The sequence below is a fragment of the Rhodococcus antarcticus genome (assembly GCF_026153295.1).
Lineage (GTDB): Bacteria > Actinomycetota > Actinomycetes > Mycobacteriales > Mycobacteriaceae > Rhodococcus_D > Rhodococcus_D antarcticus.
The window spans coordinates 3,299,852-3,323,574 of sequence record NZ_CP110615.1 but is presented as its reverse complement, the minus strand read 5'-3'; the positions used below and the strand labels follow the sequence as shown (position 1 = coordinate 3,323,574).

General features: G+C 74.2%; 23 protein-coding genes. 14 read left to right on the top strand and 9 right to left on the bottom strand.

The window, feature by feature from the left end:
- Positions 1 to 13 precede the first annotated feature (13 nt).
- The 6 genes from RHODO2019_RS16210 to RHODO2019_RS16185 all read left to right on the top strand — a co-directional run bounded on the left by RHODO2019_RS16210 (position 14) and on the right by RHODO2019_RS16185 (position 5,904).
- Positions 14 to 1,636, top strand: a complete 1,623-nt coding sequence (locus RHODO2019_RS16210) for a TM0106 family RecB-like putative nuclease (protein WP_265382751.1) — start codon at positions 14 to 16, stop codon at positions 1,634 to 1,636.
- Between the two features lie 216 nt (positions 1,637 to 1,852).
- On the top strand, positions 1,853 to 2,434 hold the full coding sequence (locus RHODO2019_RS16205) for a TerD family protein (RefSeq protein ID WP_265382750.1): 582 nt from the start codon (positions 1,853 to 1,855) through the stop codon (positions 2,432 to 2,434).
- Between the two features lie 80 nt (positions 2,435 to 2,514).
- Entirely contained in the window at positions 2,515 to 3,702 is a 1,188-nt protein-coding gene (locus tag RHODO2019_RS16200; protein ID WP_265382749.1) for a glycoside hydrolase family 3 N-terminal domain-containing protein, read from the top strand.
- Positions 3,703 to 3,884: 182 nt separating this feature from the next.
- Entirely contained in the window at positions 3,885 to 4,427 is a 543-nt protein-coding gene (locus RHODO2019_RS16195) for an AIM24 family protein (protein ID WP_354005607.1), read from the top strand.
- 24 nt (positions 4,428 to 4,451) lie between these two features.
- A complete protein-coding gene (locus RHODO2019_RS16190; protein WP_265382747.1) occupies positions 4,452 to 5,150 on the top strand; it encodes an AIM24 family protein in 699 nt (232 codons plus the stop codon).
- A 10-nt stretch (positions 5,151 to 5,160) separates the two neighbouring features.
- Positions 5,161 to 5,904, top strand: a complete 744-nt coding sequence (locus tag RHODO2019_RS16185) for an AIM24 family protein (protein ID WP_265382746.1) — start codon at positions 5,161 to 5,163, stop codon at positions 5,902 to 5,904.
- 23 nt (positions 5,905 to 5,927) lie between these two features.
- Here RHODO2019_RS16185 and RHODO2019_RS16180 read toward each other — a convergent pair whose 3' ends face one another.
- Both RHODO2019_RS16180 and RHODO2019_RS16175 read right to left on the bottom strand, forming a co-directional pair.
- Positions 5,928 to 7,301: a uracil-xanthine permease family protein gene (locus tag RHODO2019_RS16180; protein WP_265384824.1), complete on the bottom strand. Its 1,374-nt coding sequence runs from the start codon at positions 7,299 to 7,301 to the stop codon at positions 5,928 to 5,930.
- Positions 7,302 to 7,380: 79 nt separating this feature from the next.
- A complete protein-coding gene (locus RHODO2019_RS16175) occupies positions 7,381 to 8,844 on the bottom strand; it encodes an amino acid permease (RefSeq protein ID WP_265382745.1) in 1,464 nt (487 codons plus the stop codon).
- A gap of 114 nt (positions 8,845 to 8,958) precedes the next feature.
- Between RHODO2019_RS16175 and RHODO2019_RS16170 the strand changes: the two genes are divergently transcribed.
- The 3 genes from RHODO2019_RS16170 to RHODO2019_RS16160 are packed head-to-tail and all read left to right on the top strand — an operon-like array spanning position 8,959 to position 11,826.
- Positions 8,959 to 10,002 (top strand): LolA family protein, encoded by a 1,044-nt coding sequence (locus RHODO2019_RS16170; protein WP_265382744.1) that lies wholly within the window; start codon positions 8,959 to 8,961, stop codon positions 10,000 to 10,002.
- Between the two features lie 26 nt (positions 10,003 to 10,028).
- Positions 10,029 to 10,940, top strand: a complete 912-nt coding sequence (locus RHODO2019_RS16165) for an ABC transporter ATP-binding protein (protein ID WP_265382743.1) — start codon at positions 10,029 to 10,031, stop codon at positions 10,938 to 10,940.
- Entirely contained in the window at positions 10,927 to 11,826 is a 900-nt protein-coding gene (locus RHODO2019_RS16160) for an ABC transporter permease (protein ID WP_265382742.1), read from the top strand. Before RHODO2019_RS16165 ends, RHODO2019_RS16160 begins: the two co-directional genes overlap by 14 nt.
- A gap of 6 nt (positions 11,827 to 11,832) precedes the next feature.
- On the opposite strand, the gene RHODO2019_RS16155 is transcribed toward RHODO2019_RS16160, so the two are convergent.
- From RHODO2019_RS16155 to RHODO2019_RS16125, 7 genes are all read right to left on the bottom strand, one after another.
- Positions 11,833 to 13,266 (bottom strand): VWA domain-containing protein, encoded by a 1,434-nt coding sequence (locus tag RHODO2019_RS16155; protein WP_265382741.1) that lies wholly within the window; start codon positions 13,264 to 13,266, stop codon positions 11,833 to 11,835.
- Positions 13,267 to 13,352: 86 nt separating this feature from the next.
- Positions 13,353 to 13,610, bottom strand: a complete 258-nt coding sequence (locus RHODO2019_RS16150; protein WP_265382740.1) for a DUF6458 family protein — start codon at positions 13,608 to 13,610, stop codon at positions 13,353 to 13,355.
- Positions 13,611 to 13,713: 103 nt separating this feature from the next.
- On the bottom strand, positions 13,714 to 14,457 hold the full coding sequence (locus RHODO2019_RS16145) for a TerD family protein (RefSeq protein ID WP_265382739.1): 744 nt from the start codon (positions 14,455 to 14,457) through the stop codon (positions 13,714 to 13,716).
- 39 nt (positions 14,458 to 14,496) lie between these two features.
- Complete coding sequence (locus RHODO2019_RS16140) at positions 14,497 to 14,898, bottom strand: Rv3103c transmembrane domain-containing protein (protein ID WP_265382738.1); 402 nt, start codon at positions 14,896 to 14,898, stop codon at positions 14,497 to 14,499.
- Complete coding sequence (locus tag RHODO2019_RS16135) at positions 14,898 to 15,788, bottom strand: mechanosensitive ion channel family protein (protein WP_265382737.1); 891 nt, start codon at positions 15,786 to 15,788, stop codon at positions 14,898 to 14,900. The genes RHODO2019_RS16140 and RHODO2019_RS16135 overlap by 1 nt, the downstream gene beginning before the upstream one ends.
- Before the next feature lie 31 nt (positions 15,789 to 15,819).
- Positions 15,820 to 16,143, bottom strand: coding sequence for a hypothetical protein (locus tag RHODO2019_RS16130; RefSeq protein WP_265382736.1), 324 nt, complete (start codon positions 16,141 to 16,143; stop codon positions 15,820 to 15,822).
- A 229-nt stretch (positions 16,144 to 16,372) separates the two neighbouring features.
- Positions 16,373 to 17,605: an MFS transporter gene (locus RHODO2019_RS16125; RefSeq protein WP_265382735.1), complete on the bottom strand. Its 1,233-nt coding sequence runs from the start codon at positions 17,603 to 17,605 to the stop codon at positions 16,373 to 16,375.
- A 144-nt stretch (positions 17,606 to 17,749) separates the two neighbouring features.
- Here RHODO2019_RS16125 and RHODO2019_RS16120 point away from each other — a divergent pair, with 144 nt between their 5' ends.
- The 5 genes from RHODO2019_RS16120 (at position 17,750) to RHODO2019_RS16100 (ending at position 23,667) form a co-directional block, all read left to right on the top strand.
- A complete protein-coding gene (locus tag RHODO2019_RS16120) occupies positions 17,750 to 18,784 on the top strand; it encodes a LacI family DNA-binding transcriptional regulator (protein ID WP_265382734.1) in 1,035 nt (344 codons plus the stop codon).
- A 251-nt stretch (positions 18,785 to 19,035) separates the two neighbouring features.
- Positions 19,036 to 20,208, top strand: a complete 1,173-nt coding sequence (locus tag RHODO2019_RS16115) for an HpcH/HpaI aldolase/citrate lyase family protein (protein ID WP_265382733.1) — start codon at positions 19,036 to 19,038, stop codon at positions 20,206 to 20,208.
- Positions 20,205 to 21,665: a phosphoribosyltransferase family protein gene (locus RHODO2019_RS16110; RefSeq protein ID WP_435532137.1), complete on the top strand. Its 1,461-nt coding sequence runs from the start codon at positions 20,205 to 20,207 to the stop codon at positions 21,663 to 21,665. Before RHODO2019_RS16115 ends, RHODO2019_RS16110 begins: the two co-directional genes overlap by 4 nt.
- 32 nt (positions 21,666 to 21,697) lie before the next feature.
- Positions 21,698 to 22,843: a cysteine protease StiP family protein gene (locus RHODO2019_RS16105; protein ID WP_354005606.1), complete on the top strand. Its 1,146-nt coding sequence runs from the start codon at positions 21,698 to 21,700 to the stop codon at positions 22,841 to 22,843.
- Positions 22,840 to 23,667 carry an HAD family hydrolase gene (locus RHODO2019_RS16100; protein ID WP_265382731.1) on the top strand — a complete coding sequence of 276 codons (828 nt, stop codon included), beginning with the start codon at positions 22,840 to 22,842 and terminating at the stop codon, positions 23,665 to 23,667. The genes RHODO2019_RS16105 and RHODO2019_RS16100 overlap by 4 nt, the downstream gene beginning before the upstream one ends.
- Positions 23,668 to 23,723: the final 56 nt, after the last annotated feature.

The following is a 23,723-nucleotide window of genomic DNA, read 5'->3' as shown; positions in this document are numbered from 1 at the left end:
ACCCTTCGTCCTCGTGGAGTCCCGTGCGCTGCTGGATGCGGCCGTGCTGACGCGCTGCCGGCACCGGGTGGCGCTGGAGAACGACCCGGCCCGCACCGTGTCCCGTCCGGGCGGGCCGGTGGATCCCGGGGTGCTCCAGCGGCAGGCCGAGGCGGCTGCGCACCGCGTCGCGGTCGCCGTGCAGCTGCGGGCCGGTGCCGCCGAGCGCGGGACGCCGTGGGTGGACGTGCCCACCGGGCTGCCGGCCGGGGAGCGCGAGCGGCGCACCGTCGAGGCGCTGCGCTCCGGAGCCGAGCGGGTCTGGGGCGCGGTGCTGCCGCGGGACCTGGGCGCAGGACGCCGGGGCTCGGTGGAGCTGCTGGTGCGCCGCGGGTCGGGCTGGGTGCCCGTGCTCGTGGTCAACCACCGGGTGACCGACCCGGGCTCCGGTGCGCGCACCACGGGGCTGCACGACTGGGCACCTGCCCTAGACGCCGGCCGCACCCCCCGCAGCCACCCCCGCGACCAGCTGCGGCTGGCGCACCTGACCCGTCTGCTCGAGCACGCCGGGCACGCGAGCGCGGAGCAGGTGGGCGGCGTGGTGGGCCTGGACGCCGACTGCGTCCTGGTGCACGACCTGGCCGCCCCCAGCTGGCCGCCCACCCCGGCCGACCCGCACGGTCGCAGCACCCTGGACGAGCACGACGCCCGCTTCACCGACCGTCGGGCCGTCGCCGACGGGGTGCTGCCCACGGTGGCGCGTCGGATCGGCGAGTGCCGGACGTGTCCCTGGTGGCCGCGCTGCTCGCTCGAGCTCACCGAGGCCCACGACGTGTCCCTGGTGGTGCGCGGTGGTCAGGTGGACGTCCTGCGCGCGCTGGGGGTGACCACGGTGGACGCCCTCGCCGCCTGGGACGGGCCTGCGCCGCTGACGTGGCGGGGCGCCAGCTTCGCCGACGCGGTGGTGCTGGCACGGGCCTGGCTGGTGGACGCCCCGCTGGTGCGCCGCGGCCCGGTGCGCATCCACCGGGCCGACGTCGAGGTCGACGTGGACATGGAGAGCTACCTCGAGCACGGCGCGTACCTGTGGGGGGCGCTGCTCACCGAGGACGGCCGGGCCGCGGACTACCGACCCTTCGCCACCTGGGAGCCGCTGCCCACCGAGGACGAGGGGCGCTCGTTCGCGGAGTTCTGGACCTGGCTGTCCGGCGTGCGAGCCGACGCCGCGGCGCGCGGGCGGACCTTCGCGGCCTACTGCTACTCCGAGGCGGCGGAGAACCGCTGGCTGCTGGCCTCGGCGGTGCGCTTCGCGGGGCGGCCCGGGATCCCCGGCGTCGACGAGGTGCGGGCCTTCATCCGCAGCGAGCAGTGGGTGGACGTCTACGAGGCGGTGGGGGCCAGCTTCCTGTGCCCGCGCGGCAAGGGCCTGAAGAAGGTGGCGCCGGTGGCGGGGTTCCGCTGGCGCGACGCGGAGGCCGGGGGCGAGGCCAGCATGGGGTGGTACCGCCGCGCCGTGGGCCTCGACGGCGAGCCGGACGAGGTGCAGCGCCAGCGGCTGCTCGACTACAACGCCGACGACGTGGGGGCGACGAAGGCGCTGCGGGAGTGGATGTCGTCACCGGCGGTGCTGGGCATCCCGCTCGCCGCCGAGCTCTGAGCGGGCACCCGGGGAACTCCGACGGTGCCCCGGCGCGTTGTCCGGGTGAGCGTCCGGTTCGTCGGTGTTCGGCCGTCGTCCTGGCGCGGGTTCGCGAAATCGTGGCGCGGGCGGTCCGTTCCGGGCAGGCTCGTCCACTACTCCCGCCCCCACCCGGGGTCGGGTCACCTCAGCGCGGGGGCCACAGCCTCCGCACCAGCAGAGCGGAGCTCTCCCATGGGTGTCAGCCTCAGCAAGGGCGGCAACGTCTCCCTGACCAAGGAAGCCGGCGCGGCCGGCCTCCACAACGTCACCGTCGGACTCGGCTGGGACGTTCGCTCCACCACCGGCACCGACTTCGACCTCGACGCCACCGCCATCGCGTGTGGTGCCGACGGCAAGGTGCTGTCCGACAAGCACTTCATCTTCTTCAACAACCTCAAGCTGGCCGACGGCACCATCGAGCACACCGGGGACAACCTCACGGGTGAGGGCGACGGCGACGACGAGGCCATCAAGGTCAACCTCGGTGCGATGGCCCCCGAGGTCGACAAGATCGTCTTCCCCGTGTCCATCTACGAGGGCGAGACCCGCAGCCAGAGCTTCGGCCAGGTCCGCAACGCCTTCATCCGCGTCGTCAACGACGCGGGCAGCACCGAGCTCGCCCGCTACGACCTCTCCGAGGACGCCTCCACCGAGACCGCCATGGTGTTCGGCGAGCTCTACCGCGCCGGTGCGGAGTGGAAGTTCCGCGCCGTGGGCCAGGGCTACGCCAGCGGCCTCAAGGGCATCGCGCAGGACTACGGCGTCAACGTCTGATCAGCTCCTCGCGCACGACCCTGAGCACCCCCCGACCCCCGTGGCCGGGGGGTGCTCCGCGATGGTTCGGTGTCGCAGCGGTGGCCGTGGTGCTCGCCGGCTGCAGCAGCACCCCCGCGCCCGCGCCCGCTCTTCCTCCGGTCTCGACCACCGCCAGCCCCCCGGTCTCGACCACCGCCAGCCCTCCGGTCTCGACCATCACCACCACCACCCCGCCGCCGCCGCCGTCGTGCGCGGAGCAGACCCTCGCCGGGCTGGACCCCGCCCACCGGGCTGCCCAGCTGCTCATGGTCGGCGTCCCGGCCGACAACCCGACCGCGGGCCGGACGCTGGTGACCGCGGCCGTCGTGGGTGGGGTGTTCCTCCGCGGCCGCAGCGCCCGGCCCGTGACGGAGATCGGCTCCGACGTGGCGGCGCTCCAGGCCGCTGCAGCCGCGGCGGGAACGCTCCCGCTCCAGGTCTCGGCCGACCAGGAGGGCGGGCAGGTGCAGACGCTGAGCGGCCCCGGCATGCCGGCCATCCCCTCCGGCCTGCGGCAGGGACGGCTCGACCCCGCCACTCTCGCCGCGCAGACCACTGCGTGGAGCACCGCGCTGCGCCAGGCGGGCGTGACCCTCAACCTCGCGCCCGTGGCCGACGTCGTCCCGGCGGGGACCGGGGCGGCCAACCCGCCGATCGGGGCGGTCGACCGGCAGTACGGCTCGACACCCGACGTCGTCGCGTCCGCGGTCAGCACCGTGGTGACGGCGTCGCGCGCGGCGGGCGTGGGCACCACCCTCAAGCACTTCCCGGGCCTGGGTCGCGTCACGGTCAACACCGACACCGGCACGGGTGCGGTGGACCCGGCCACCACCGTGGACGACGCGGCGCTGGGCCCGTTCTCCGCCGGGATCGCCGCGGGCACCACCGCCGTGATGATCTCCTCGGCCCGCTACCCCGCGCTCGATCCGCGGAACCTCGCGGTGTTCTCCCGGGCCGTGGTCACCGACCTGCTGCGCGACCGGCTGGGGTTCGGCGGGCTCGTGGTGACCGACGACGTGGGCCAGGCCGTGGCCGTGCAGGCGGTGCCCGTCGGGGACCGGGCCGTGCGGTTCGTCGCCGCCGGCGGGGACGTCGTGCTCACCGTCCGCAGCTCCGACGCCGCCCCCATGACGGCCGCCCTCGTCGCGACGGCGGCTGCCGACCCGGTGTTCGCCGCGCAGGTGGACGCGGCGGTCACCCGCGTGCTGCAGGCCAAGGTCGACGCGGGCCTGCTGAGCTGCGGGTAGACCACGGGCGGGGGCCCAGCCCGCTTCGTTCCCCGAACCGGCCCGCACCCCCTCTGCCATGATCGCTGCCGACGGCGGTTCGTGACAGCAGGGGAGGATCCGTGGCCCAGCTCAGCCTCAAGGGCTCGAAGGTGCTGCAGGCGCAGCTGGACGGCGAGACCATCCGGGCCATCACCGGCGCCATGGTCGCCTACGAGGGCGAGGTGACCTTCAAGCACGCCGGCATGGGCGGGGGCGGGGGGTTCAAGGCCGCGGTGAAGCGCAAGATGACCGGCGAGTCGCTCGCGCTGATGGAGTGCACCGGCCGCGGGCTCGTGTACTTCGCCGTGGACGCCCAGGACGTCACCGTGGTGGAGCTGGACAACGAGACGATGCAGGTGGAGAGCCAGCAGCTGCTCGCCCTGGACGGCAACCTGAGGACGGACGTGATGTTCTCCGGACTGCGCGGGGCCACCTCCGGCCAGGGGCTGTTCACCACCACGGTGACCGGCGTCGGCCAGGCCGCGCTGCTCTCGGCCGGCGGCCCACCCATCGCCCTGGAGGTCAGCCCGCAGCACCCCCTGGTGGTGGACCCGGATGCCTACGTGGCCAGCCGCGGCCAGCTCAACCAGACCTTCGTGACGGACGTGTCGTGGAAGTCGGTGATCGGCGAGGGCAGCGGCGAGGCGTTCTCGCTGCGCTTCGACGGCACCGGCGTGGTCTACATCCAGCCCGAAGAGCGATGAGCGGCCAGGACGGGGAGCGCTGACGTGCCGATCGAGAAGGTCAACAGCAAGGTCGTCAAGGCCGTGCTCACCCCGGGCCGGGCCGTGCTCGCCCGGCGTGGGGCGATGCTGTTCTACACCGGTGACGTGCAGTTCCAGCCGCACAGCGCGGGCGGTGCACCGGGGATGGGCATGGGCGGCATGGCGGGGATGGCCGGCATGGCCGGGCGCGCGATGGCCGGCGAGAACGTGCCCATGATGGTGGCGCAGGTCGGCGGCTCCGGGGCGGGAGGGGGTGGCGAGGTGCACTACGGCCACGCCGGGCTGCACGTGCAGGTGATCCAGCTCGACGGGTCGATGAACCTCAGCGTGGAGGCCGACCGGCTGCTCGCGCACGACGCGCACCTGCAGACGTCGATCGTGTTCCTCGGCCAGCAGGGCGGCATCCGGGGTGCGGTGCGCGGCGCCGTGACCGGCCAGGGGCTGTTCACCACCCAGGTCTCCGGGCAGGGCAGCGTCGCGGTGCTCAGCCACGGCGGCTCGTTCGAGATCGCCGTGGGGCAGGGCCGGCCGGTGGTGGTGGACCCGCAGGCCTACGTCGGTCACGTCGGCAACCTGCGGGTGGACGTCTCGGCCTCGGTGGGCTGGCGCGAGGCCGTCGGCAAGGGCTCCGGCGAGGCCATCCAGCTCAAGATCAGCGGCCAGGGCACGGTGTTCGTGCAGGCCTCCGAGCAGAAGTTCTGAGGAGAGCGCCGTGGACGTCTGGAACCCGAACACCCTGCCGAGCAACGACAACGTCCCCGGCAACAGCTACGCCTTCGTGGTGGACGTGGGTGCCCAGCCCTGGTTCATGAGCAAGGGCGCGATGATCGCCTACTACGGGCAGATGGCCTTCGAGCCGCTGGCCGTCACCAGCATGGGTGCGCTCGTGGCGGCCCGGTTCTCCTCCCCGCTGTACGCGCGGGACTGGGTGGTGGCCAACGGCCGGGGCAAGCTCGTGCTCGGCGACCGCGGGTTCGACATCAACTCCTACGACCTCGAGGAGGGCAACCTCACCATCCGGGCGTCGAACCTGCTGGCGTTCGAGACGGGGCTGCAGCTGAAGCAGTCGATCGTCCCCGGGTTCCTCACCCTGCTCGGCACCGGGAAGTTCCTGGCCAGCTCGAACGGCCCGGTCATGTTCGCGGAGCCGCCGCTGCGGGTGGATCCGGAGGCGCTGGTGGGCTGGGCCGACTGTCCGTCCCCGTGCCACCACTACGACGCCGGGTGGATGCAGGGCTTCCTCGGTGCCGCGCAGCGCGTCGTCCTCGGCGCGCAGACCGGGGAGGAGCGCCAGTTCGACTTCACCGGCACCGGCACCGTCCTCATCCAGTCCAGCGAGGCCGTGCGCGAGGACCCGCACCTGGTGCAGCACATCGAGAGCGAGACCGTGGGCCTGGGAACCCCCCAGCTGCAGCAGCTGCACCGCAGCCTCGGGGCCCGGCTCACCCAGCAGTAGCCCACCGGGCCGCGCAGCGGGCGCTACTCCGTCGGCACGGCCTCGTCCCGCGTCGAGTCCTCGCGGAGGTGGGCCGGCGCGAACCGGTGGCACAGGTGGTAGCCGAGGACGACGATGATCGTGCCCGCCGCGATCCCGGTGACGGAGAACGAGTCGGTGACGTGGACGGCGAGGTTCCCGATGCCCGCGATGAGCCCGGCGGCGAGCGGCACCAGGTTCACCGGGTTGCCGAGGTCCACCCGGTTCTCGATCCAGATCTTGGCCCCGAGCAGACCAACCATCCCGTAGAGCACCAGCGTGATCCCGCCGAGCACCCCGCCCGGCGTGGCCGCGACCACGGCCCCGAACTTGGGGCAGAAGCCGAACAGGATCGCCACCGCTGCGGCGACGTAGTACGCGAGCGTCGAGTAGATGCGCGTGGCGGCCATGACACCGATGTTCTCGGCGTAGGTCGTGGTGGGTGCCCCGCCGACGAACGACGCGACCACGGTGCCCACCCCGTCGCCGATGAACGCCCGCCCGAGGTAGGGGTCGAGGTCCTGGCCGGTCATCTCCGAGACGGCCTTGACGTGCCCGGCGTTCTCCGCGACGAGCGCGATCACCGAGGGCAGCACCAGCAGGATGAACGTCGCGTTGAAGGCCGGCAGGTGCGGGCCGCTGAGCTCGCCGAACGTGGGGCTGGTGATGGTGTCCGGCAGCCCGACCCACGCGGCGCTGGACACGCCCGCGAAGTCCAGCCGGTCGACCATCCCGCCGGCCGCGCCGGGCACCTGGTTCACCTGGTCGGCCACCCAGGAGAGCCCGTAGCCGAACAGCAGCCCGAGGAAGATCGCCATCCGGCTGACGAACCCGCGGGCCACCACGGACACGCCGATGACGAACGCCGCGGTGGCCAGGCCGATCCACTGGCCGGCCGGGAAGTAGGTGGTGGTGGCGACGGTGGCCAGGTTGAAGCCGATGAGCATGACCACGGCCCCGGTGACCACGGGCGGCAGCACCGCGTTCACCAGGTGCGCCCCGCCGAGGTGCACGACCAGCCCGACGGCCACCAGCACGAGCCCGGCGACCAGGATCGCTCCGGTGACGTCGGCCGAACCACCGCCCTGGGCCCGGATGGCCGCCACCCCGGCGACGAACGAGGCGGACGTGCCGACGTAGCTGGGGATCTTGTTCTTGACGATGAGCAGGAACAGCACCGTCGCCACGCCGGACATGAGGACCGCGAGGTTCGGGTTGATGCCCATCAGGGCGGGGAAGACGAACGTGGCCCCGAACATGGCCACCACGTGCTGCGCCCCCAGGCCGACCATCCGGGGGGTGGACAGCCGCTCGTCGGGCCGCACCACCTCCCCCGGCGGCGGGGTCCCGCCGTCGTGGACCAGCGTCCAGCTGAACATCGCCATGAGGACCTCCCGGGTGCGCGCGTCGGGCACATTCTGCCCACAGCCGGTGTCGTGGTCCCACCACGCGGACCGGTCAGCCCGGCGTCGTGGCCCCGGTGCGCATCTTGGACCTCCGGTAGCCGTAGGAGGCGTAGACGACGAACCCGACGAGCATCCAGAGCGCGAACCGCAGCCACGTCGCCGCGGGCAGGTTGAGCATCAGGTAGACGGACACGAGCACCGACACGATCGGCACGAACGGCACCAGGGGCGTCCGGAAGGCGCGCTCGAGGTCCGGCCGGGTGCGGCGCAGGACGATCACCCCCAGGGCGACGACGACGAACGCGAACAGCGTCCCGATGTTCACCAGCTCGGCCAGCGTGGACAGCGGCACGAAGAACGAGATGACGGCCACGACGCCGCCGGTGACCAGCGTCGTCCGCACGGGGGCCCCGGTGCGCTCGGACACCGCGGAGAACACCGGCGGCAGCAGGTGGTCGCGGCTCATGGCGAAGAACACCCGGCTCTGGCCGAGCATGAGCACCATCATCACGGTGGTGAGCCCGATCAGGGCGCCGACCGAGACCAGCGTGGCGATGGCCGGCTGCCCCACCGAGCGGAACGCCTCGGCGAGCGGTGCCTTCACGCTGATGTCGGTGTACTTCACCATGCCGGTGATGACGAGGGAGACCGCGACGTAGAGCGTGGTGCAGATGGCGAGCGAGCCGAAGATGCCGCGGGGCATGTCGCGCTGCGGGTTCTTGGTCTCCTCCGCGGCGGTGGCGACGATGTCGAAGCCGATGAAGGCGAAGAAGACCAGCGCCGCGCCGGTGAAGATCCCGCCGATGCCGAAGGAGCCCTCGCCGAGGCCGAGGTCCTGCAGCAGGGACGGCGGGGACGGCTCCGCGCTGGCGCCCGCCGAGCCCGACGGGGGGATGAACGGCGAGTAGTTCGACGCCTTGACGTAGAACAGGCCGGCGACGATGACGAGCAGCACGATGGCGACCTTGACGATGACGGCGACGAGGTTGACCTTGGCCGAGACGTTGATGCCGAAGCACAGCACGCCGGTCAGGACCAGCACGACGACCGCGGCCACGAGGTTGTGCCCGTTGCCGTAGACGGAGGTCGGCAGCGTGATGCCGGCCTGCGAGAGCACGTCCGCGAAGTAGGTCGACCACCCCACGGCGACCGTGCTCGCGCCCAGGGCGAGCTCGAGGATGAGGTCCCAGCCGATGATCCAGGCCACCAGCTCGCCGAGGCTGGCGTAGGAGAACGTGTAGGCCGAGCCCGCGACGGGCACGGTCGAGGCGAACTCGGCGTAGCAGAGGGCGGCCAGCGCGCAGCCGACACCGGCGAAGACGAAGGACAGCGCGATCGCCGGTCCGGCCTTGACGCCGGCCGCCTCACCGGTGAGCACGAAGATGCCCGTGCCGATGACCACGCCCACCCCGAACACGATCAGCTGGAGGGTGCCCAGCGACTTCTTCAGCTGGTGCCCGGGCTCGTCGGTGTCCTCGATCGACTGCTCGACGGTCTTGGTGCGGAACGCGCCCATGCCGATCCCCTCGTCGCGGTGGTGTGCGGCGTCACACGCTATCGGTGGACGAGGGAGGGGGACCAGCACCCGTGGACGCGGGCGCTCCGGCCGGCCCGGGCGCACACTGGTCCCATGACCCAGTCCCGCCGCCTGCGGTGGGCGGTGCCCGCCGTCGTCGCGGTCACCGTCGCCGGTGCCGTCCTCGCCACCAGCGCGGCCGCGGACCCGACTCCCGCCGGGCTCGCCCCGCGCACGGCTGCCGAGCTGCTCGCCGACCTCGCCGCCCCCACCACCGACGCGCTCTCGGGAACGGTGACCGAGACCGCCGACCTGGGTCTGCCCGAGCTCCCAGGCTCCGCGGCCGGCAGCCTCGGCCCGCTCACCCTGATCTCGGGGACGCACACGCTGCGGGTGTGGGCGGACGGTCCGTCCCGCAGCCGGGTCGCGCTGCAGGGCCAGCTGGCCGAGTACGACGTCGTCCGCTCGGGTCGCGACGTCTGGACGTGGAGCAGCGAGAAGTCCGGGGCCGCGCACCTGGTGCTGCCGGAGCGGACCACCGCGCCGCCGCTGCCCGTGGACGTGCTCGGCACCCCGGCGCAGGCCGCTGCCGCCGCGCTCGCCGCCGTCGACCCCAGCACCGCCGTGACCGTCGACGACGCCGTGACGGTGGCCGGACGCGCGGCCCGCCAGCTGGTGCTGACCCCCAGGGGCTCCGGCTCGCTGGTGGGCAGCGTCCGCATCGCGGTGGACGCGTCGACGAACGTGCCGCTGCGCGTGCAGGTCTTCGCCGCCGCGGACACCACGACGCCCGCGCTGGAGGTCGGGTTCTCCGACATCAGCTACAGCACCCCGGACGCTGCCCTGTTCACCTTCACCCCGCCCGCGGGCTCCACCGTCACCGAGATCGCCGCGCCCGCCGCGCCCCCCGGGCCCACCTCCGGCCCCCGCGGACCGCGGCCCACCGTCACGGGCACGGGGTGGACCTCGGTGGTCGAGCTGTCCGGGGTGGACGTCGCCGCCCTCACCCAGGGCCGGCCGCAGCTGCTGGACCAGCTCACCACCCGCGTGGCGAAGGGCCGGGTGCTGAGCACCGCGCTCGTGTCGGTGCTGCTGACCGACGACGGCCGGGTGCTGGCCGGCGCCGTCCCGCCCGCGGCGCTCGAGGCCGCCGCCTGAGCTCCCCGGCCGTCCGCACCGAGGGGTTGACCAAGCGGTTCCGCTCCGGGCAGGTGGCCGTGGACGGCGTGGAGCTGCTGGTGCCGCGCGGTGCGGTGTTCGGGTTCCTGGGGCCCAACGGCTCCGGCAAGACCACCACCATCCGGATGCTGCTGGGCCTCGTCGCCCCCACCTCCGGTGCGGTCGAGCTGCTGGGGGACGCCATGCCCGGGCGGGCCGCAGACGTGCTGCCCCGCGTCGGCGCGCTCGTGGAGGGTCCCGCGTTCCACCCGTACCTGTCGGGGCGGGCGAACCTGGCCCGGCTGGACTCCGTCGACGCCACGGCCGACCCGCGCACCGCGAGGGCGCGGGCCGACACCGCGCTGGAGCGGGTGGGTCTCGGCGCGGCGGCGGACAAGCGGTTCCGCCAGTACTCGCTCGGGATGAAGCAACGGCTCGGTCTCGCCGCCGCGCTGCTGCAGCCCCGGGAGCTGCTGGTCCTCGACGAGCCGACCAACGGGCTCGACCCGCAGGGGACCCGAGAGGTGCGCACCCTCGTGCGCGAGCTCGCCTCCGACGGCACCACGGTGCTGCTCAGCTCGCACCTGCTGGCCGAGATCGAGCAGGCGTGCAGCCACGTCGGGATCATGAGCCGCGGCCGGTTGCTGCGGCAGGGCCCGATCGCCGAGGTGGGGGCCGGCGGGGTGTCCACCGTCCGCGTCAGCGCGACACCGTCGACGGTCGTCCTCGCGGCCCAGGTCCTGGAGCGGATGGGGCTCACCGGCGTGCTGGTGGGCGGTGCCGACGTGACGGCCGAGCTGGGCGACGCGGCGGCCGAGGACGTCACGGCCGCCCTGGTCCGCTCCGGGGTGGCCGTCCGCGGGCTCGCCGTCACCAGGCCGAACCTGGAGGACACCTTCGTCGCGCTGACCGGGGAGGGCTTCGATGTCGCCCGCTGACGCGTCGGACCCCGACGGGACGCCCGCGTGGTCGTCCGTCGCGGGGACACCGCGCGCCCCGACCGCCAGCTACCGCGGAGCGACCGCACGGCTGTGGCGCAGCGAGCTCCGGCTGGTGTTCGGCCGTCGCCGCAACCAGGTGCTGCTGGTCGCGCTGGGACTGGTGCCCGTGCTCATCGGTGTCGCGGTGGCGCTGTCCCACCGTGGCGGCGCGGGCCCCGCGTTCCTGAACCAGGTCAGCAGCAACGGTCTTTTCCTGGTGTTCACCGCGCTCGCGGTGTCGCTGCCGCTGTTCCTGCCGCTGGCCGTGGGCGTCGTCAGCGGGGACACCATCGCCGGGGAGGCCGGGGCCGGGACGCTGCGCTACCTGCTGGTGGTGCCGGTATCGCGGCCCCGGGTGCTGGTGGCCAAGGCCGTGGGCTCGCTGGTCTTCGCCGGCGCCGCGGTGCTGGCGATCGCGCTCGCCGGGCTGGTCGCGGGCGCGCTGCTGTTCGGCCTGGGCGACGTGACGCTGCTCAGCGGGGACACGGTGAGCCTGCTCGACGGCATCGTCCGCGCGCTGCTGGTGGGGCTGTACGTGACGCTGTCGCTGACCGGGCTGGTGACGCTGGGCCTGTTCGTGTCGACCCTCACCGAGGTGCCGGTGGCGGCGATGGCCACGACCATCGTGCTGACCGTCACGAGCGAGGTGCTCGACTCGCTGCCCCAGCTCGCGGTGATCCACCCGTACCTGCTCACGCACCACTGGCTGGACTTCGGGGAGCTGCTGCGGACCCAGCTGGACGTGTCCTCGCTGCTCGGCGGCCTGCTCGTGCAGGTGGGGTGGGTGGTGGTGGCCGGCTCGCTCGCGTGGGCCCGGTTCACCACCGCCGACATCACGGCGTAGCCGGGCTCAGCCCAGCAGCCCCTTCGCCCGGGCCTGGGTCAGCCAGCCCGGGTACTCGGTCATGAGCAGGTCGAAGAGCTGGTCGTCGGGGATGTCGGCGGGGTTCTCGACGGCGAAGAAGTCGGCGTTGTCGAGGTACCGCCCGCCCATGTCGTCGAGCTCCTCGAGGAAGCGGAACTCCCCACCCCTGCCCGCGGGGGCCTGCGGTGCGGCGGCCTGGCGCAGCTTGCCCATGAACCCGCCGGACTTCGCGGGGGGTGCCGCCGGCCGGCCGGGGGTGACCGAGCGCGAGCTCTGCCCGATGGCCATGAACTGCCAGAACAGCGGCTCGTAGCTGGAGGAGACCACCTGCTCGCGGGCCCCGTCCTCGTCGAAGGTCTGACCGTCGGTGACGAACATGACGTAGACGGGGATGTCGTTGCGCAGCGGCTCCCGGCGGGGGGTGGACGCGCCGAAGTAGTGCTCGCGCAGCAAGGCCATGGCCTTGCCGTAGTAGGTGGCGGGCTCGAGGCCGTGGGTGCTGAGGACGTCCTGGACGTAGGCGGCGTGGTTGTCCAGGGTCAGCGGCCCGGCGGTGTGGCCCTCCTTGCCGAACAGGAAGACGTCCACCTCGCCGTCGTCGTCGAAGCGCAGGCCGAGCGCCAGGACCCGCTCGACGAGCTTCTGGATGCTGCCGTTGCGGTAGAGCCGGTTCATCGAGCCGGAGATGTCCAGGCAGAGCGCGACCTTGGCGGTGTGCTCACCGAGGCCGCGCTTCTCCAGGCTGATCGAGGCCTTCTTGGTCAGGTCGAGCAGCGCGGGGGCCCGTGCGGCGACCTTCTTCTCCATGTCGACGAGCTTCTGCTTCTTCAGGCTGACCCCGGACGCCGGAGCTGCGGCCGGGGCAGCGGGGCCTGCGGCGGGGGCAGCGGGGGCGGGGGCCGGGTCGTCGTCCACGCTGATGCCGTAGTCGGTGGCCAGCCCGGCCAGGCCCGTGGCGTAGCCCTGGCCGACGGCGCGGAACTTCCAGTCGGTCCCGCGGCGGTAGACCTCGCCGAACACGAACGCCGTCTCGGTCGTGGCGTCGGTGATGTCGAAGCGGGCGAGCTCGGCCCCGGAGGTGTCGGTCAGGCGCAGGTGCAGCCCCGGGACCTGGCCGAACGTGCCACCGTCGGCGGACGCGGCCACCACGACCTTGTCGACGGCCGGCTCGAGGCGGCTGGTGTCCACGGTGACGACGTCGGTGGTGCCGCTCTTGCCCCCGTGGGTCACCGCACCGGAGGAGTGCCGGGGCTGGTTGTAGAACACGAAGTCCGCGTCGGAGCGGACCTTGCCCGTGCCGGTCACCAGCAGCGCGGAGGCGTCGACGTCCGGCGTGGACGGACCCGCCGTCCAGCTGAGCTCGACCCGCAGGCCGGTGGCGGTGAGCGCGACGTTGGACCCCTTGGACATCTGCGTCATGGGTCCATGGTGCCTGAGTGGTGTCCGATTCGGGACGGGCGCCCGGGGAACCGGTGCGCCCGTCCCGGCCTGCCGGGTGGTGGGGATCAGTACCGCGGGTCGCGCGGGTCGTCCTGCACGTAGGTGGTGCGGCGCCCCGGGGCGCCGGGCACGTCGTTGGTCTGCACCACGTCGGTGCGGCGACGGCGGGTGCTGAGCACGAGGCCGAGAACGAGGCCGACGGCACCGATGACCATGAGCACGACCCCGATGGTCGGCAGGTCGACGCCGCTGACGGAGGTCGTCACGGCGAACTTCAGGATGGCCCCCACTGCGATGAGCAGGAGGCTGGCTCCGATGGTCATGGCTGGTCCTCGTTCTTCCGGTGGTCGAGCACGGGCACGACGGTGTGCCGCAGGTGACTTTCTACCGTGCCGCGGCCACCGGTGACGAACGAACCGGCGCCCCTCAGTACCGGGGGGCCTCGTACATCCGCGGTGCCGGTGCGGCGGCGGCCGGGCGCTCACCGGGTCGGGGGGCCTCGTGGAGCTGCGCCGCCGGGACCGTGGCGTGCCCGGGGGTGCCGGGCGGGCTGTACGCCGGGGCGGTTCCCACCTGCGTCGGCCGGGGCTCGCGCGGCGACGGGGCCTGTGCCGGTCGAGCCTGCTGGGCGGCCGGGGCGGGCTCGTCGTCGACGCTGATGCCGTACTCGGTGGCCAGCCCGGCCAGGCCGGTGTCGTAGCCCTGGCCGACGGCGCGGAACTTCCAGTCGGTCCCGCGGCGGTAGACCTCGCCGAACACGAACGCCGTCTCGGTCGTGGCGTCGGTGATGTCGAAGCGCAGCACCTCCGGCCCGTCCGGACCGCCGCTGGTGTCCACCACGCGCAGGTGCAGGCCCGGGACCTGGCCGAAGGTCCCCCCGTCGGAGGACGCTGCGACCACCACCTTGTCGATGCCCGGCTCCAGCCGCCCCGTGCCCACGGAGACGGCGTCCACCCCGGTGTGCTTGCCCAGGTGCGCCACCGCCCCGGAGGCGTGCCGGGGCTGGTTGTAGAAGATGAAGTCGTCGTCGGAGCGGACCGTGCCGGTGGTGGTGACGAGCAGCGCGGAGGCGTCCACGTCCGGCACCCCCGGACCCGGGGTCCAGCGCAGCTCGACGCGCAGCGCGGCGGTGGCCAGTGCGACGTTGGACCCCTTGGTCATCTGCGTCATGGCCCTCATCCTGCCGGGCGGCGTGGCGGCGGACCAGACTCAGCCCGTGGTGGTGGTGGGTGCGGCCGCGGTCGTCGGGGCGGCGGTGGTGCCCGGCGCGGGGGTGGTCGTGGTGGTGGTCGTCGTGGTGGTGGGCGTCGTGGTGGCGGCCGTCGGGGCGCTGGTGGGCGCGGTGCTCGACGGGCGCGACGTGGCGGTGGTGCCCGGCGTGGTGGTGCGCGGGTCGCTCGGCGCCGCGGTGGTCGCCGGCGGCGGCGGGGTGACGCTGGGGGAGAGGTACAGGCTCGTGCTGCCGTCGGGGTTGGTGACGCTGACGGTGGCGACCGGGGCCGGCCGCACGAGCAGGTACACCGTGAGCACGACCGCGAACGCCACGGCCAGCCCCACGGTGGAGGTGCGCACCCGGCCGCCGAGCAGGGTGCGGGGCAGGCGCTGCGCCATCAGGACCGCACCGGGGCGGTGGCGGTGGTGACGGCCGCGGCGCGCACCTGGATGTCGTGGGCCTGCAGCGCCACCGCGATGCGGGCGCGGAGCATGCGGCCGACCTCGAACTGCTTGCCGGGCAGGGTGCGGGCCACGATGCGCACGTTCACCTCGTCGACCCCCAGGCTCTCCACCCCCATGACCGTGGGCTCGTCGAGCAGCAGCTCGTGCAGGTCCGGGTCGGCGAAGGCGTCGGTGCCCACCCGGCGCAGCACGTCGCTGGTCGCCGCGATGTCGGTCAGCGGGGGCAGCGGCACGTCGATCACGGTGCGGGCCCAGTCGCGGGAGAGGTTGGTGACCTGCACGATCTGCCCGTTCGGCACGATGATCACCTCGCCGTCGGAGGACCGGAGCCGGGTGATCCTCAGCGAGATGTCCTCCACCGCCCCCGTGACCCCGGTGGGTGAGCCGAGCGCGGAGATGCGGACCACGTCGCCGAAGCCGTACTGCCGCTCGGTGATGATGAAGAACCCGGCCAGCAGGTCCTGCACGATGCGCTGCGCGCCGAAGCCCAGCGCCACGCCCAGCACCGTCGCCGGGGCCACGAGCCCCGTGACCGGCACCCCCAGCAGCCCCATCACGGTGACCGCGGTGACGCTGTAGAGCAGCACGAGCGCGATCCAGGTGAGCACCTGGGTCACCGAGTGCCGGTGCTTGGCCTGCTCGGAGCGCACCAGGGCGTCCCCGCTGGTGGCGGCGTCGTCGATCCGACGGGTGAGCGCGGCACCGGTCGCGGTGATGGCGCGGCCCAGCAGCAGGGCGCCCAGCACGAACAGCAGCACCTCGAGGCCCGTGCCGGCAGCCCAGTGCCGCACGTCGGTGAGCGGAGCGACGGCGAGGCTGGTCACGCGCCCCAGTGTGCCCTGCGCGGGAGGGCGCTCAGGGGCGCTGACCGGCGAACCAGCAGACCCCGTCGGTGACGTGGCCCTCGTCCCAGCCGCTCGGGGGGAACAGGGTGAAGAACCAGGCGGCGGAGACGACGTCCGGGGAGCTCGGGCTGAACTGCTCGCGCAGGGTGTGCAGGTCCACCGTGCGGCCGTACCGGTGACCGGTCGCCACCTCGGTGAGCACGGTGACGACCGCACCGTCCACGACCTCGGCGCGCTCGACGAGCCACGCCCCGCGCCTGGCCTCCACCCGCAGGTCGCGGCGCAGCGAGGCCAGGAAGCGGTCGTCCCAGGTGGGCTCGTCGGGAGTGCTCATGGGTCCATGGTCGCGCACGAGGACCCCCCGCGGACCGGGTCGCCCGCCCGACCCGGTCCACCGGCCATCCACACGGTCCGCACAGGCTGCTCCCAGGTGCGGCGGGCACCCTGGGAGCCAGGAACCCGGAGCGAGGAGGACGACGTGCTGCACGACGTGGTGACGATGACGACGGCCCTGGGCGGGGTGGGCGTCCTGCTGGTGATGGTGGCGTCGGGGATGCTCCCGGTCACCGCACCGCAACCGGCTCGTGTGCGGGTGCGCGCAACGGAAAGGCCCGACGGGCGCTGAGGCCCACCACCGCGGCGAGCACGGCCAGCACGGCCGCGAGCGGCGGCAGTGCGTCCAGCGCCCCCCCGGTGACCAGCCGCTCCCCGACCAGCGCACCGCCGCCGATGCCGATCTGGAACGCCACGACGTAGACGGCCGACGCCGCGTCCTGGGCGTCGGGGGCCACCCGCATCACCGCGGCCTGCAGGCACACCGGCACCGCCGTGAACCCGGCCCCCCAGGCCAGCACCGCGACGGAGGTGAGCACGTCGGCGCGGGCGAAGGTCAGCACCGCGAGCCCCACCACCGAGACGGCGATGGTGCCGACGAGCACCGTGCCGGGGCGCCGGTCGACCGCCCGACCCACCAGCACGGTCCCGACCAGACCGGCCGCGCCGTAGCCGAGCAGCAGCGCGCTGAGCCCGAGACCGTCCAGCCCACCGTCGCGTCGCACCAGGGGGGCGATGTAGGTGTACGCCGCGAAGTGCCCCACGACGAGGATCGTCGTCACCGCGCACACCGGGGTGAGCGCGCGCGAGCGCACCGTGGCCCAGGCCGAGGAGGCCTGCGCGCGGACGCGGGCACGCTGGGCCGGGACCAGGGCGGGCAGGGCGGGCAGCACGCGGAGCAGGGCGAGCGCGCTCAGCGCCCCGGCCACGCCCAGGGAGGCCACGGCGACGCGCCAGCTGGTGAGCTGGCCGAGCGCGGTGCCCAGCGGCACGCCGAGCACGAGGGCCAGGGAGTTGCCGACGAAGACCATGGACGTGGCCCGCCCGGCCTGTCCCGGTGGTGCGAGCCGGGCTGCGGCCGGGGCGAGGGCGGACCAGAACACCCCGTGGGCCAGGGCGCACACCAGCCGGGTGAGGGTGAGCAGCAGGAAGGTGGGAGCGAACGACGCGGCGAGCTGGGACACGGCGAACACGGCGACGAGCCCCGCCAGCAGGGTGTGCCGCGGCACCCGGAGGCTGAGCGAGGTCAGCGGGATGGTGCTGACCGCCGCCACGGCGGCGTACGTGGTGAGCAGCAGCCCCACCTGCGCCTCGGTGACCGAGAGGCCGCCGGCGATCTCCGGGAGCAGGCCCACCGGCAGCGTCTCGGCGGTCACGAACACGAAGGACGACGTGGCCATCGCGGCGATGGCGGCCCCGTTGGTCGGCGCAGGGGCGCCGGCGGGGCGGACGGGACGACGCACGGGACCACCTTCGCGGGGTGTCGGGCGGGAGCGCGGCGAGGGTGTCCGGAGCGTCGCGGGTCCGGGCTCGTGTGTCGCACTGGGAGCGCTCCCAGTATGGTCGCCCCGACGTGCGCGGGTCAACGCGCCCCGTGGTGACCGGAGGTGCCCGTGGAGGTCGAGCCGCGCCGTCGCGCCCGCCGTGCCGGTCCCACCATCGACGACGTCGCCGCCGCCGCCGGGGTCTCCCGCGGCACGGTGTCCCGGGTGCTCAACGGTGGGCACGGGGCCAGTCCCGCGGCCGCCACCGCGGTGACCGCCGCCGTCTCGGCCACCGGCTACGTGGCGAACCACTCCGCCCGCACCCTGGCCGGGGCCCGCTCGGGCGCGGTGGCCCTGGTGGTGACCGAGTCCCAGGAGCGGCTGTTCGAGGACCCCACGTTCAGCGTGCTGCTGCGCGAGCTGACCACCCGGCTCACCGCGCAGGGGTTCACCCTGTTCCTCGCGCTGGCCACCGAGCCCGAGACGCGGGCCGGGATCGTGCGGCAGGTGCGCAGCGGGCTGCTCGACGGGGTGCTGCTGGTCTCCACCCACGGCGACGAGCCTCTGTTCGCCGAGCTGCTCGACGCCGGGGCCGCCGCCGTGGTGCTCGGTCCGGCGCTCGGGCGGGGGGTGGAGCTGCCCCAGGTCCGGGCGCAGAACCGCACCGGGGCACGCGAGCTCACCCGGCACCTGCTCTCCCGCGGCCGCACCCGGGTGGCGGTGCTCGCCGGTCCCACCGACACCGCCGGCGCCCACGAGCGGGTGGCCGGGTGGGCCGACGCCCTGCCCGGTGAGCCGGACCCGTGCATGGTCGAGCACGCCGCGGAGTACAGCCACGAGGCGGGCCGGGAGGCCATGTCGGTCCTGCTGGCGCGCCGGCCGGACCTGGACGCGGTGTTCGTCGCGTCGGACCTGCTCGCGGGCGGTGCGCTGGTGGCGCTGGCCGACGCGGGCCGCTCGGTCCCGGGCGACGTCGCGGTGGGTGGCTTCGACGACTCGGTCCTCGCGCGGACCTCGGCGCCCCCGCTGACCACCGTGCACCTGCCCCACGACCTGGTCGCGCAGGGGCTCGTGGACCTGCTGCTGCAGCGCCTCGACGGGGGGCGCCCGGGCCCGGTGACCGTGCCGACCTGGCTGGTCATCCGAGGCTCGAGCTGAGGGGACAGGGATCCGCTCCCTCGTGGTCGCACCGTCCCTCGTGGACATGTCATGTCGTGTCATGTCATGTCATGTCGTGGAGCGGTCGGCCCGGGCCCGATCCGTCGTCACGACGAGGTCTGGGTCGCTGCTCTCGGTGACGATCCCGCGTTCGGCACCCCCTGTTCACCGCCGACGGGCATGATCCACCTCTCCAGCGGGCAGACTCCCGGGCGTGCGCCCGTCGAGCGGGGCCGGTGACGAGTCGGGGGGTGTCCACAACCGTGATCCACTACGAGTTCCTCACCGAGGACGAGCGGGCCCGGCTGTTCCACGTCCGGCCGGAGCCGTTGACGGCGGACAGCCCGCTGGAGCTCCAGGCCGTCGCGCTCGGGGCCACCCTCTACAGCCCGGCCACCCGACCGAACCTGGCGAAGGACGTGGTGCGCAGCCGCGAGCGCGGGGTGACCAGCTCCGTGCTGTGCCTGGAGGACTCGGTGCCCGACGACCGGCTCGCGGACGCCGAGGACAACCTCGTCGCCCAGCTGGGCACCGTGCACGCCGACCGGCCGCCCACCCCGTGGCTGTTCGTGCGGGTGCGGACGCCGGAGCAGGTCACCGACCTCGTGCGTCGGCTGGGCCCGGCCGTGGACACGCTGCGCGGGTTCGTGCTGCCCAAGTTCACCCCGACGACGGGACCGGGCTTCCTCGACGCGGTGCGGGAAGCCTCCGAGCGGGCGGGGGTGCCGCTGCTCGCCATGCCCGTGGTCGAGAGCCCCGAGGTGATCCACCTGGAGAGCCGGGCGGCCGTGCTGGGTGAGCTGCACGCGCTGCTGCAGTCCGCGCGCGACCGGGTGCTGGCGGTGCGGCTGGGGGCGACGGACTTCTCCGGCACGTACGGGCTGCGGCGATCGGGCGACATGACGGTGTACGACGTGCGGCTGGTGGCCGGCGTCATCGCCGACGTCGTGAACGTGCTGGGCCGCACCGACGGCACGGGGTTCGCCGTCACCGGGCCCGTGTGGGAGTACTTCACCAGCGGTGAGCGCATCTTCAAGCCGCGCCTGCGCGAGTCGGTCTTCGCCGAGCACGGGGCGCGCGAGCTGCGTCACCAGATCATGCTCATGGACCTCGACGGGCTGATCCGGGAGGTGGAGCTGGACAAGGCGAACGGGCTCACCGGCAAGACCGTCATCCACCCCACCCACGTGGCTGCCGTGCACGCCCTGTCGGTGGTGAGCCACGAGGAGCACGGCGACGCCCAGGACGTGCTGGGCCGCAGCGGCGCGGGCGGCGTGCTGCCCAGCGGCTACGGCAACAAGATGAACGAGGTGAACCCGCACCGCGGCTGGGCCACCAAGGTCCTGCGGCGGGCCCAGGCGTTCGGGGTGGCCCGCGAGGACGTGTCCTACGTTGACTTCCTCGTCGCCAGCAGCCACCAGTGACGGCCGGCGGGACGGGCGCCTGGGTGGCGCAGCGGCTGGGGGTGCACGTCGACGGCGACGGGGTGGCGCAGCTCGTGGGCCTGGCCCTTCGCCGCAACCCCCGGCGGGCGCACCTGCTGGTCAGCCGGGTGCTGGGCAAGCACGTCCCGACCGACCCGCGCCTGGTCCGCGCGGCCGGGCTCGCGCTGGGTGCGCTGGTGGCGGAGGTGCTCGACGGGCGGGTGCGCCCGAGGGTGGACCTGGGCCCGGCCCTGGACGGCGAGCCCGGTGCGGCCGCGGCCGCGCGGGACGCCGCGGTGGCGATCGCGGCCAGCGTGACCGTGTCCGCGGGGAGCGGGTCCAGCGTGACCGTGCCCGCGGGGAGCGGGTCCAGCGTGACCGTGCCCGCGGGGAGCGGGTCCAGCGTGACCGTGCTGGGCTACGCCGAGACGGCCACCGCCCTCGGGCACCTGGTGGCGGAGGCCCTGGACGCCGACGTCTACCTGCACTCCACCCGGCGGTCGGTGCCGGGTGCGAGCGCGGCCGGCGGGTTCGCCGAGGAGCACAGCCACGCCACCGAGCACCTCCTGCTGCCCTCGGACCCGGGGGTGCTCACCGGCTCCGGGCCGCTCGTGCTGGTCGACGACGAGCTCTCCACCGGGCGCACGGTGGCCAACACCCTGCGGGCGCTGCACCTGCTGGCGCCCCGGTCGCACTACGTGGTGGCGGCGCTGGTGGACCTGCGGACGCCCCAGGACCACGCCGTGCTGCAGCGCCTGGCCGCCGAGCTCGGGTCCCGGGTGGACGTCGTCGCGCTGGCTGCGGGCACGGTCCGGGTGCCGGAGGACGTGCTGGTCGCCGGGGCCGCTCTCGTGGCCGCGCACGCCCCGGGTGCAGCCGTGGGCGCCGGGTCGGGCACCCCCGTCCTGACGCACCCCGTCCTGACGCTCCCCGTCCTGGCTGACCCCGTGCGGGTGGACCTGGGGTGGCCGGTGGCGCTGCCCGACGGTGGTCGGCACGGGGTGCTCCGCGCCCACCGGGCCCGGCTCGAGGTCGAGCTCCCCGCGATGGCCGCGCGGCTGGCCGCGACCCTGCCCCGCACCGGCGAGGTCCTGGTGCTCGGGTTCGAGGAGCTCATGCACGCCCCGCTGCGGCTGGCCGAGGCGCTCGCCGACGCGTACCCCGGACTCGTGGTCCGCAGCTCCACCACCACCCGCTCGCCCGTGCTCGCCGTCGACGCCGCGGGCTACGCGATCCGCCACCGGCTCGTCTTCGCCGCCCACGACCACCCGGCCGACGGCCCCGGCGAGCGCTACGCCTACAACATCGCCCCCGGTCGGTTCGACGCGGTGGTGCTCGTGGTCGACACCCCGGGCGACACCCCCGAGCTGGCCGTCCTGCTGCAGGCCCTGGCCGGCGTGACCGCGTCGGTGGTCCTGGCCGTGCTCCCGTCGTACCTCCCGGAAGGCCCGCAGTGACCCCTCCGATCCCGCTGCCCACCACCGGGCCCCTGCCCCCCGCCCTGCACGGACCGCAGTTCGGCTCGTACGCCGCCGAGGAGGTGTCCTGGCTGCTCACCGACCTCTCCGACGTCGAGCTGGAGGCACCGACGGAGGAGCGTGAGGAGGCCGTGCAGTCCGGCGGCGCCCACTACGCGGAGAGCCTGCCGGTGGAGTACCAGCCGGACCCGGCCTACCTCGACCTGTTCCACGACGCCCTGCGGCACGACGCGTCCCGGCTGGCGCACGCCGTCGGCGTCGTGACCGAGATCCTGCTGGCCGAGCGCGGGCCGCACCTGGTGCTCGCCTCCCTGGCCCGCGCGGGCACCCCGGTGGGGATCCTGGTGCGGCGCTGGGCCGCCCACGTGCACGGCCTCGACCTGCCGCACGTCGCGGTGTCCATCGTGCGCGGTCGAGGCATCGACCCGGTGGCGCTGAGCTGGCTCGCCGACCGGTACGACCCGGCGTCAGTGGTCTTCGTCGACGGCTGGACGGGCAAGGGTGCGATCACCGCCGAGCTCACCGCCGCCCTGGACGCCCACCACGCCGCCACGGGCCAGCGCTTCGACGACGCCCTCGCCGTGCTCGCCGATCCCGGGTACTGCGTGCGCACCTTCGGAACCCGGCAGGACTACCTCATCCCGTCGGCGTGCCTGAACTCCACCGTGAGCGGGCTCGTCTCCCGCACCGTGCTCAACGCCGAGCACATCGGGCCCGGGCAGTTCCACGGCGCGAAGTTCTACGCCGAGCTGGCCGCCAGCGACGTGTCGAACGCGTTCCTGGACGCCGTGACCGCGGAGTTCGACGGCGTTCGCGAGTCGGTGCTGGTCGACGCCCCGGTGCTCGCCGCCACCGACCGCACGCCCACCTGGCAGGGCTGGGAGGCGGTGCGGCGGATCAGTGTCGAGCACGGCATCGGCAGCGAGAACCTGGTCAAGCCCGGGGTGGGGGAGACCACGCGGGTGCTGCTGCGCCGGGTGCCCTGGAAGGTGCTCGTGCGTCCCGACGCCCTGGGCGAGCTGGCCCACGTCCTCCTGCTCGCCGAGCAGCGCGGGGTGCCGGTGGAGCAGGTCGAGGACCTGGCCTACAGCTGCGTCGGCCTGATCCACCCGCAGTTCACCCGGGGCGCGACGGGCGCGGACGGGACGGGCGTGTGAGCGTCCCCCGGTCCCGGGTGCTCGTCTGCACCGACCTCGACCGCACCGTCATCTACTCCGCCGCGGCGCTGGCCCTGACCGGACCGGACCGCGACGCCCCCCGGCTGCTCTGCGTCGAGGTCTACCAGCAGGCGCCGCTGAGCTACGTCACCGAGACCGCGGCCGGCACCCTCGTGGACCTGGCCGCGGCCACGACCCTGGTCCCCACCACCACCCGCACCCCGGAGCAGTACCTGCGGGTGCACCTGCCGGGTGCGCCCCCGCGGTTCGCGATCACCGCGAACGGCGGGCGCCTGCTGGTCGACGGGGTGGTGGACGGCGACTGGTCCGTCCACGTCGCCGAGCAGCTCACCGCCAGCGCCCCGCTGGAGGAGGTCCACGCCCGGCTCGGCGGGGCCGGGGACTTCCTGCTGCGGCTGCGCACCGCGGAGGACCTGTTCGCCTACGCCGTGGTGGACCGGTCGGCGCTGCCGGGGGCCTGGGTGGACGAGCTGGGGGCCTGGTGCGCGGAGCGCGGGTGGGGGGTGAGCGTGCAGGGGCGCAAGGTCTACTGCGTGCCGCAGGGGCTCCGGAAGTCGACGGCCGCCGCGGAGGTGACCCGCCGCACCGCGTGCACGACGATGCTGGCGGCCGGCGACTCCCTGCTGGACACCGACCTGCTGCTGGCCGCCGACGCCGCGATCCGCCCCGCCCACGGCGAGCTGCACGAGACGGGGTTCACCGCCCCGCACCTCCAGGTCACCCGTTCCTCCGGCGTCCTGGCCGGGGAGGAGCTGGTGGCGTGGCTGCTGGCTCGGGCCGCCGCGGGGCCGACGGCGCCATGACTGCGCCGACGCCAGCCCACCGTCACGTCTCCTGCGCTCCGCTCGGTTCACCCAGA

What these genes read in the sequence shown, in the direction of transcription:
- RHODO2019_RS16205 (WP_265382750.1), top strand. Translation starts at nt 1,853, where the DNA reads ATGGGTGTCAGCCTCAGCAAGGGCGGCAACGTCTCCCTGACCAAGGAA.
- RHODO2019_RS16195 (WP_354005607.1), top strand. Translation starts at nt 3,885, where the DNA reads ATGGTCGCCTACGAGGGCGAGGTGACCTTCAAGCACGCCGGCATGGGC.
- RHODO2019_RS16180 (WP_265384824.1), bottom strand. Translation starts at nt 7,301, where the DNA reads ATGTTCAGCTGGACGCTGGTCCACGACGGCGGGACCCCGCCGCCGGGG.
- RHODO2019_RS16175 (WP_265382745.1), bottom strand. Translation starts at nt 8,844, where the DNA reads ATGGGCGCGTTCCGCACCAAGACCGTCGAGCAGTCGATCGAGGACACC.
- RHODO2019_RS16170 (WP_265382744.1), top strand. Translation starts at nt 8,959, where the DNA reads ATGACCCAGTCCCGCCGCCTGCGGTGGGCGGTGCCCGCCGTCGTCGCG.
- RHODO2019_RS16160 (WP_265382742.1), top strand. Translation starts at nt 10,927, where the DNA reads ATGTCGCCCGCTGACGCGTCGGACCCCGACGGGACGCCCGCGTGGTCG.
- RHODO2019_RS16155 (WP_265382741.1), bottom strand. Translation starts at nt 13,266, where the DNA reads ATGACGCAGATGTCCAAGGGGTCCAACGTCGCGCTCACCGCCACCGGC.
- RHODO2019_RS16150 (WP_265382740.1), bottom strand. Translation starts at nt 13,610, where the DNA reads ATGACCATCGGAGCCAGCCTCCTGCTCATCGCAGTGGGGGCCATCCTG.
- RHODO2019_RS16145 (WP_265382739.1), bottom strand. Translation starts at nt 14,457, where the DNA reads ATGACGCAGATGACCAAGGGGTCCAACGTCGCACTGGCCACCGCCGCG.
- RHODO2019_RS16140 (WP_265382738.1), bottom strand. Translation starts at nt 14,898, where the DNA reads ATGGCGCAGCGCCTGCCCCGCACCCTGCTCGGCGGCCGGGTGCGCACC.
- RHODO2019_RS16130 (WP_265382736.1), bottom strand. Translation starts at nt 16,143, where the DNA reads ATGAGCACTCCCGACGAGCCCACCTGGGACGACCGCTTCCTGGCCTCG.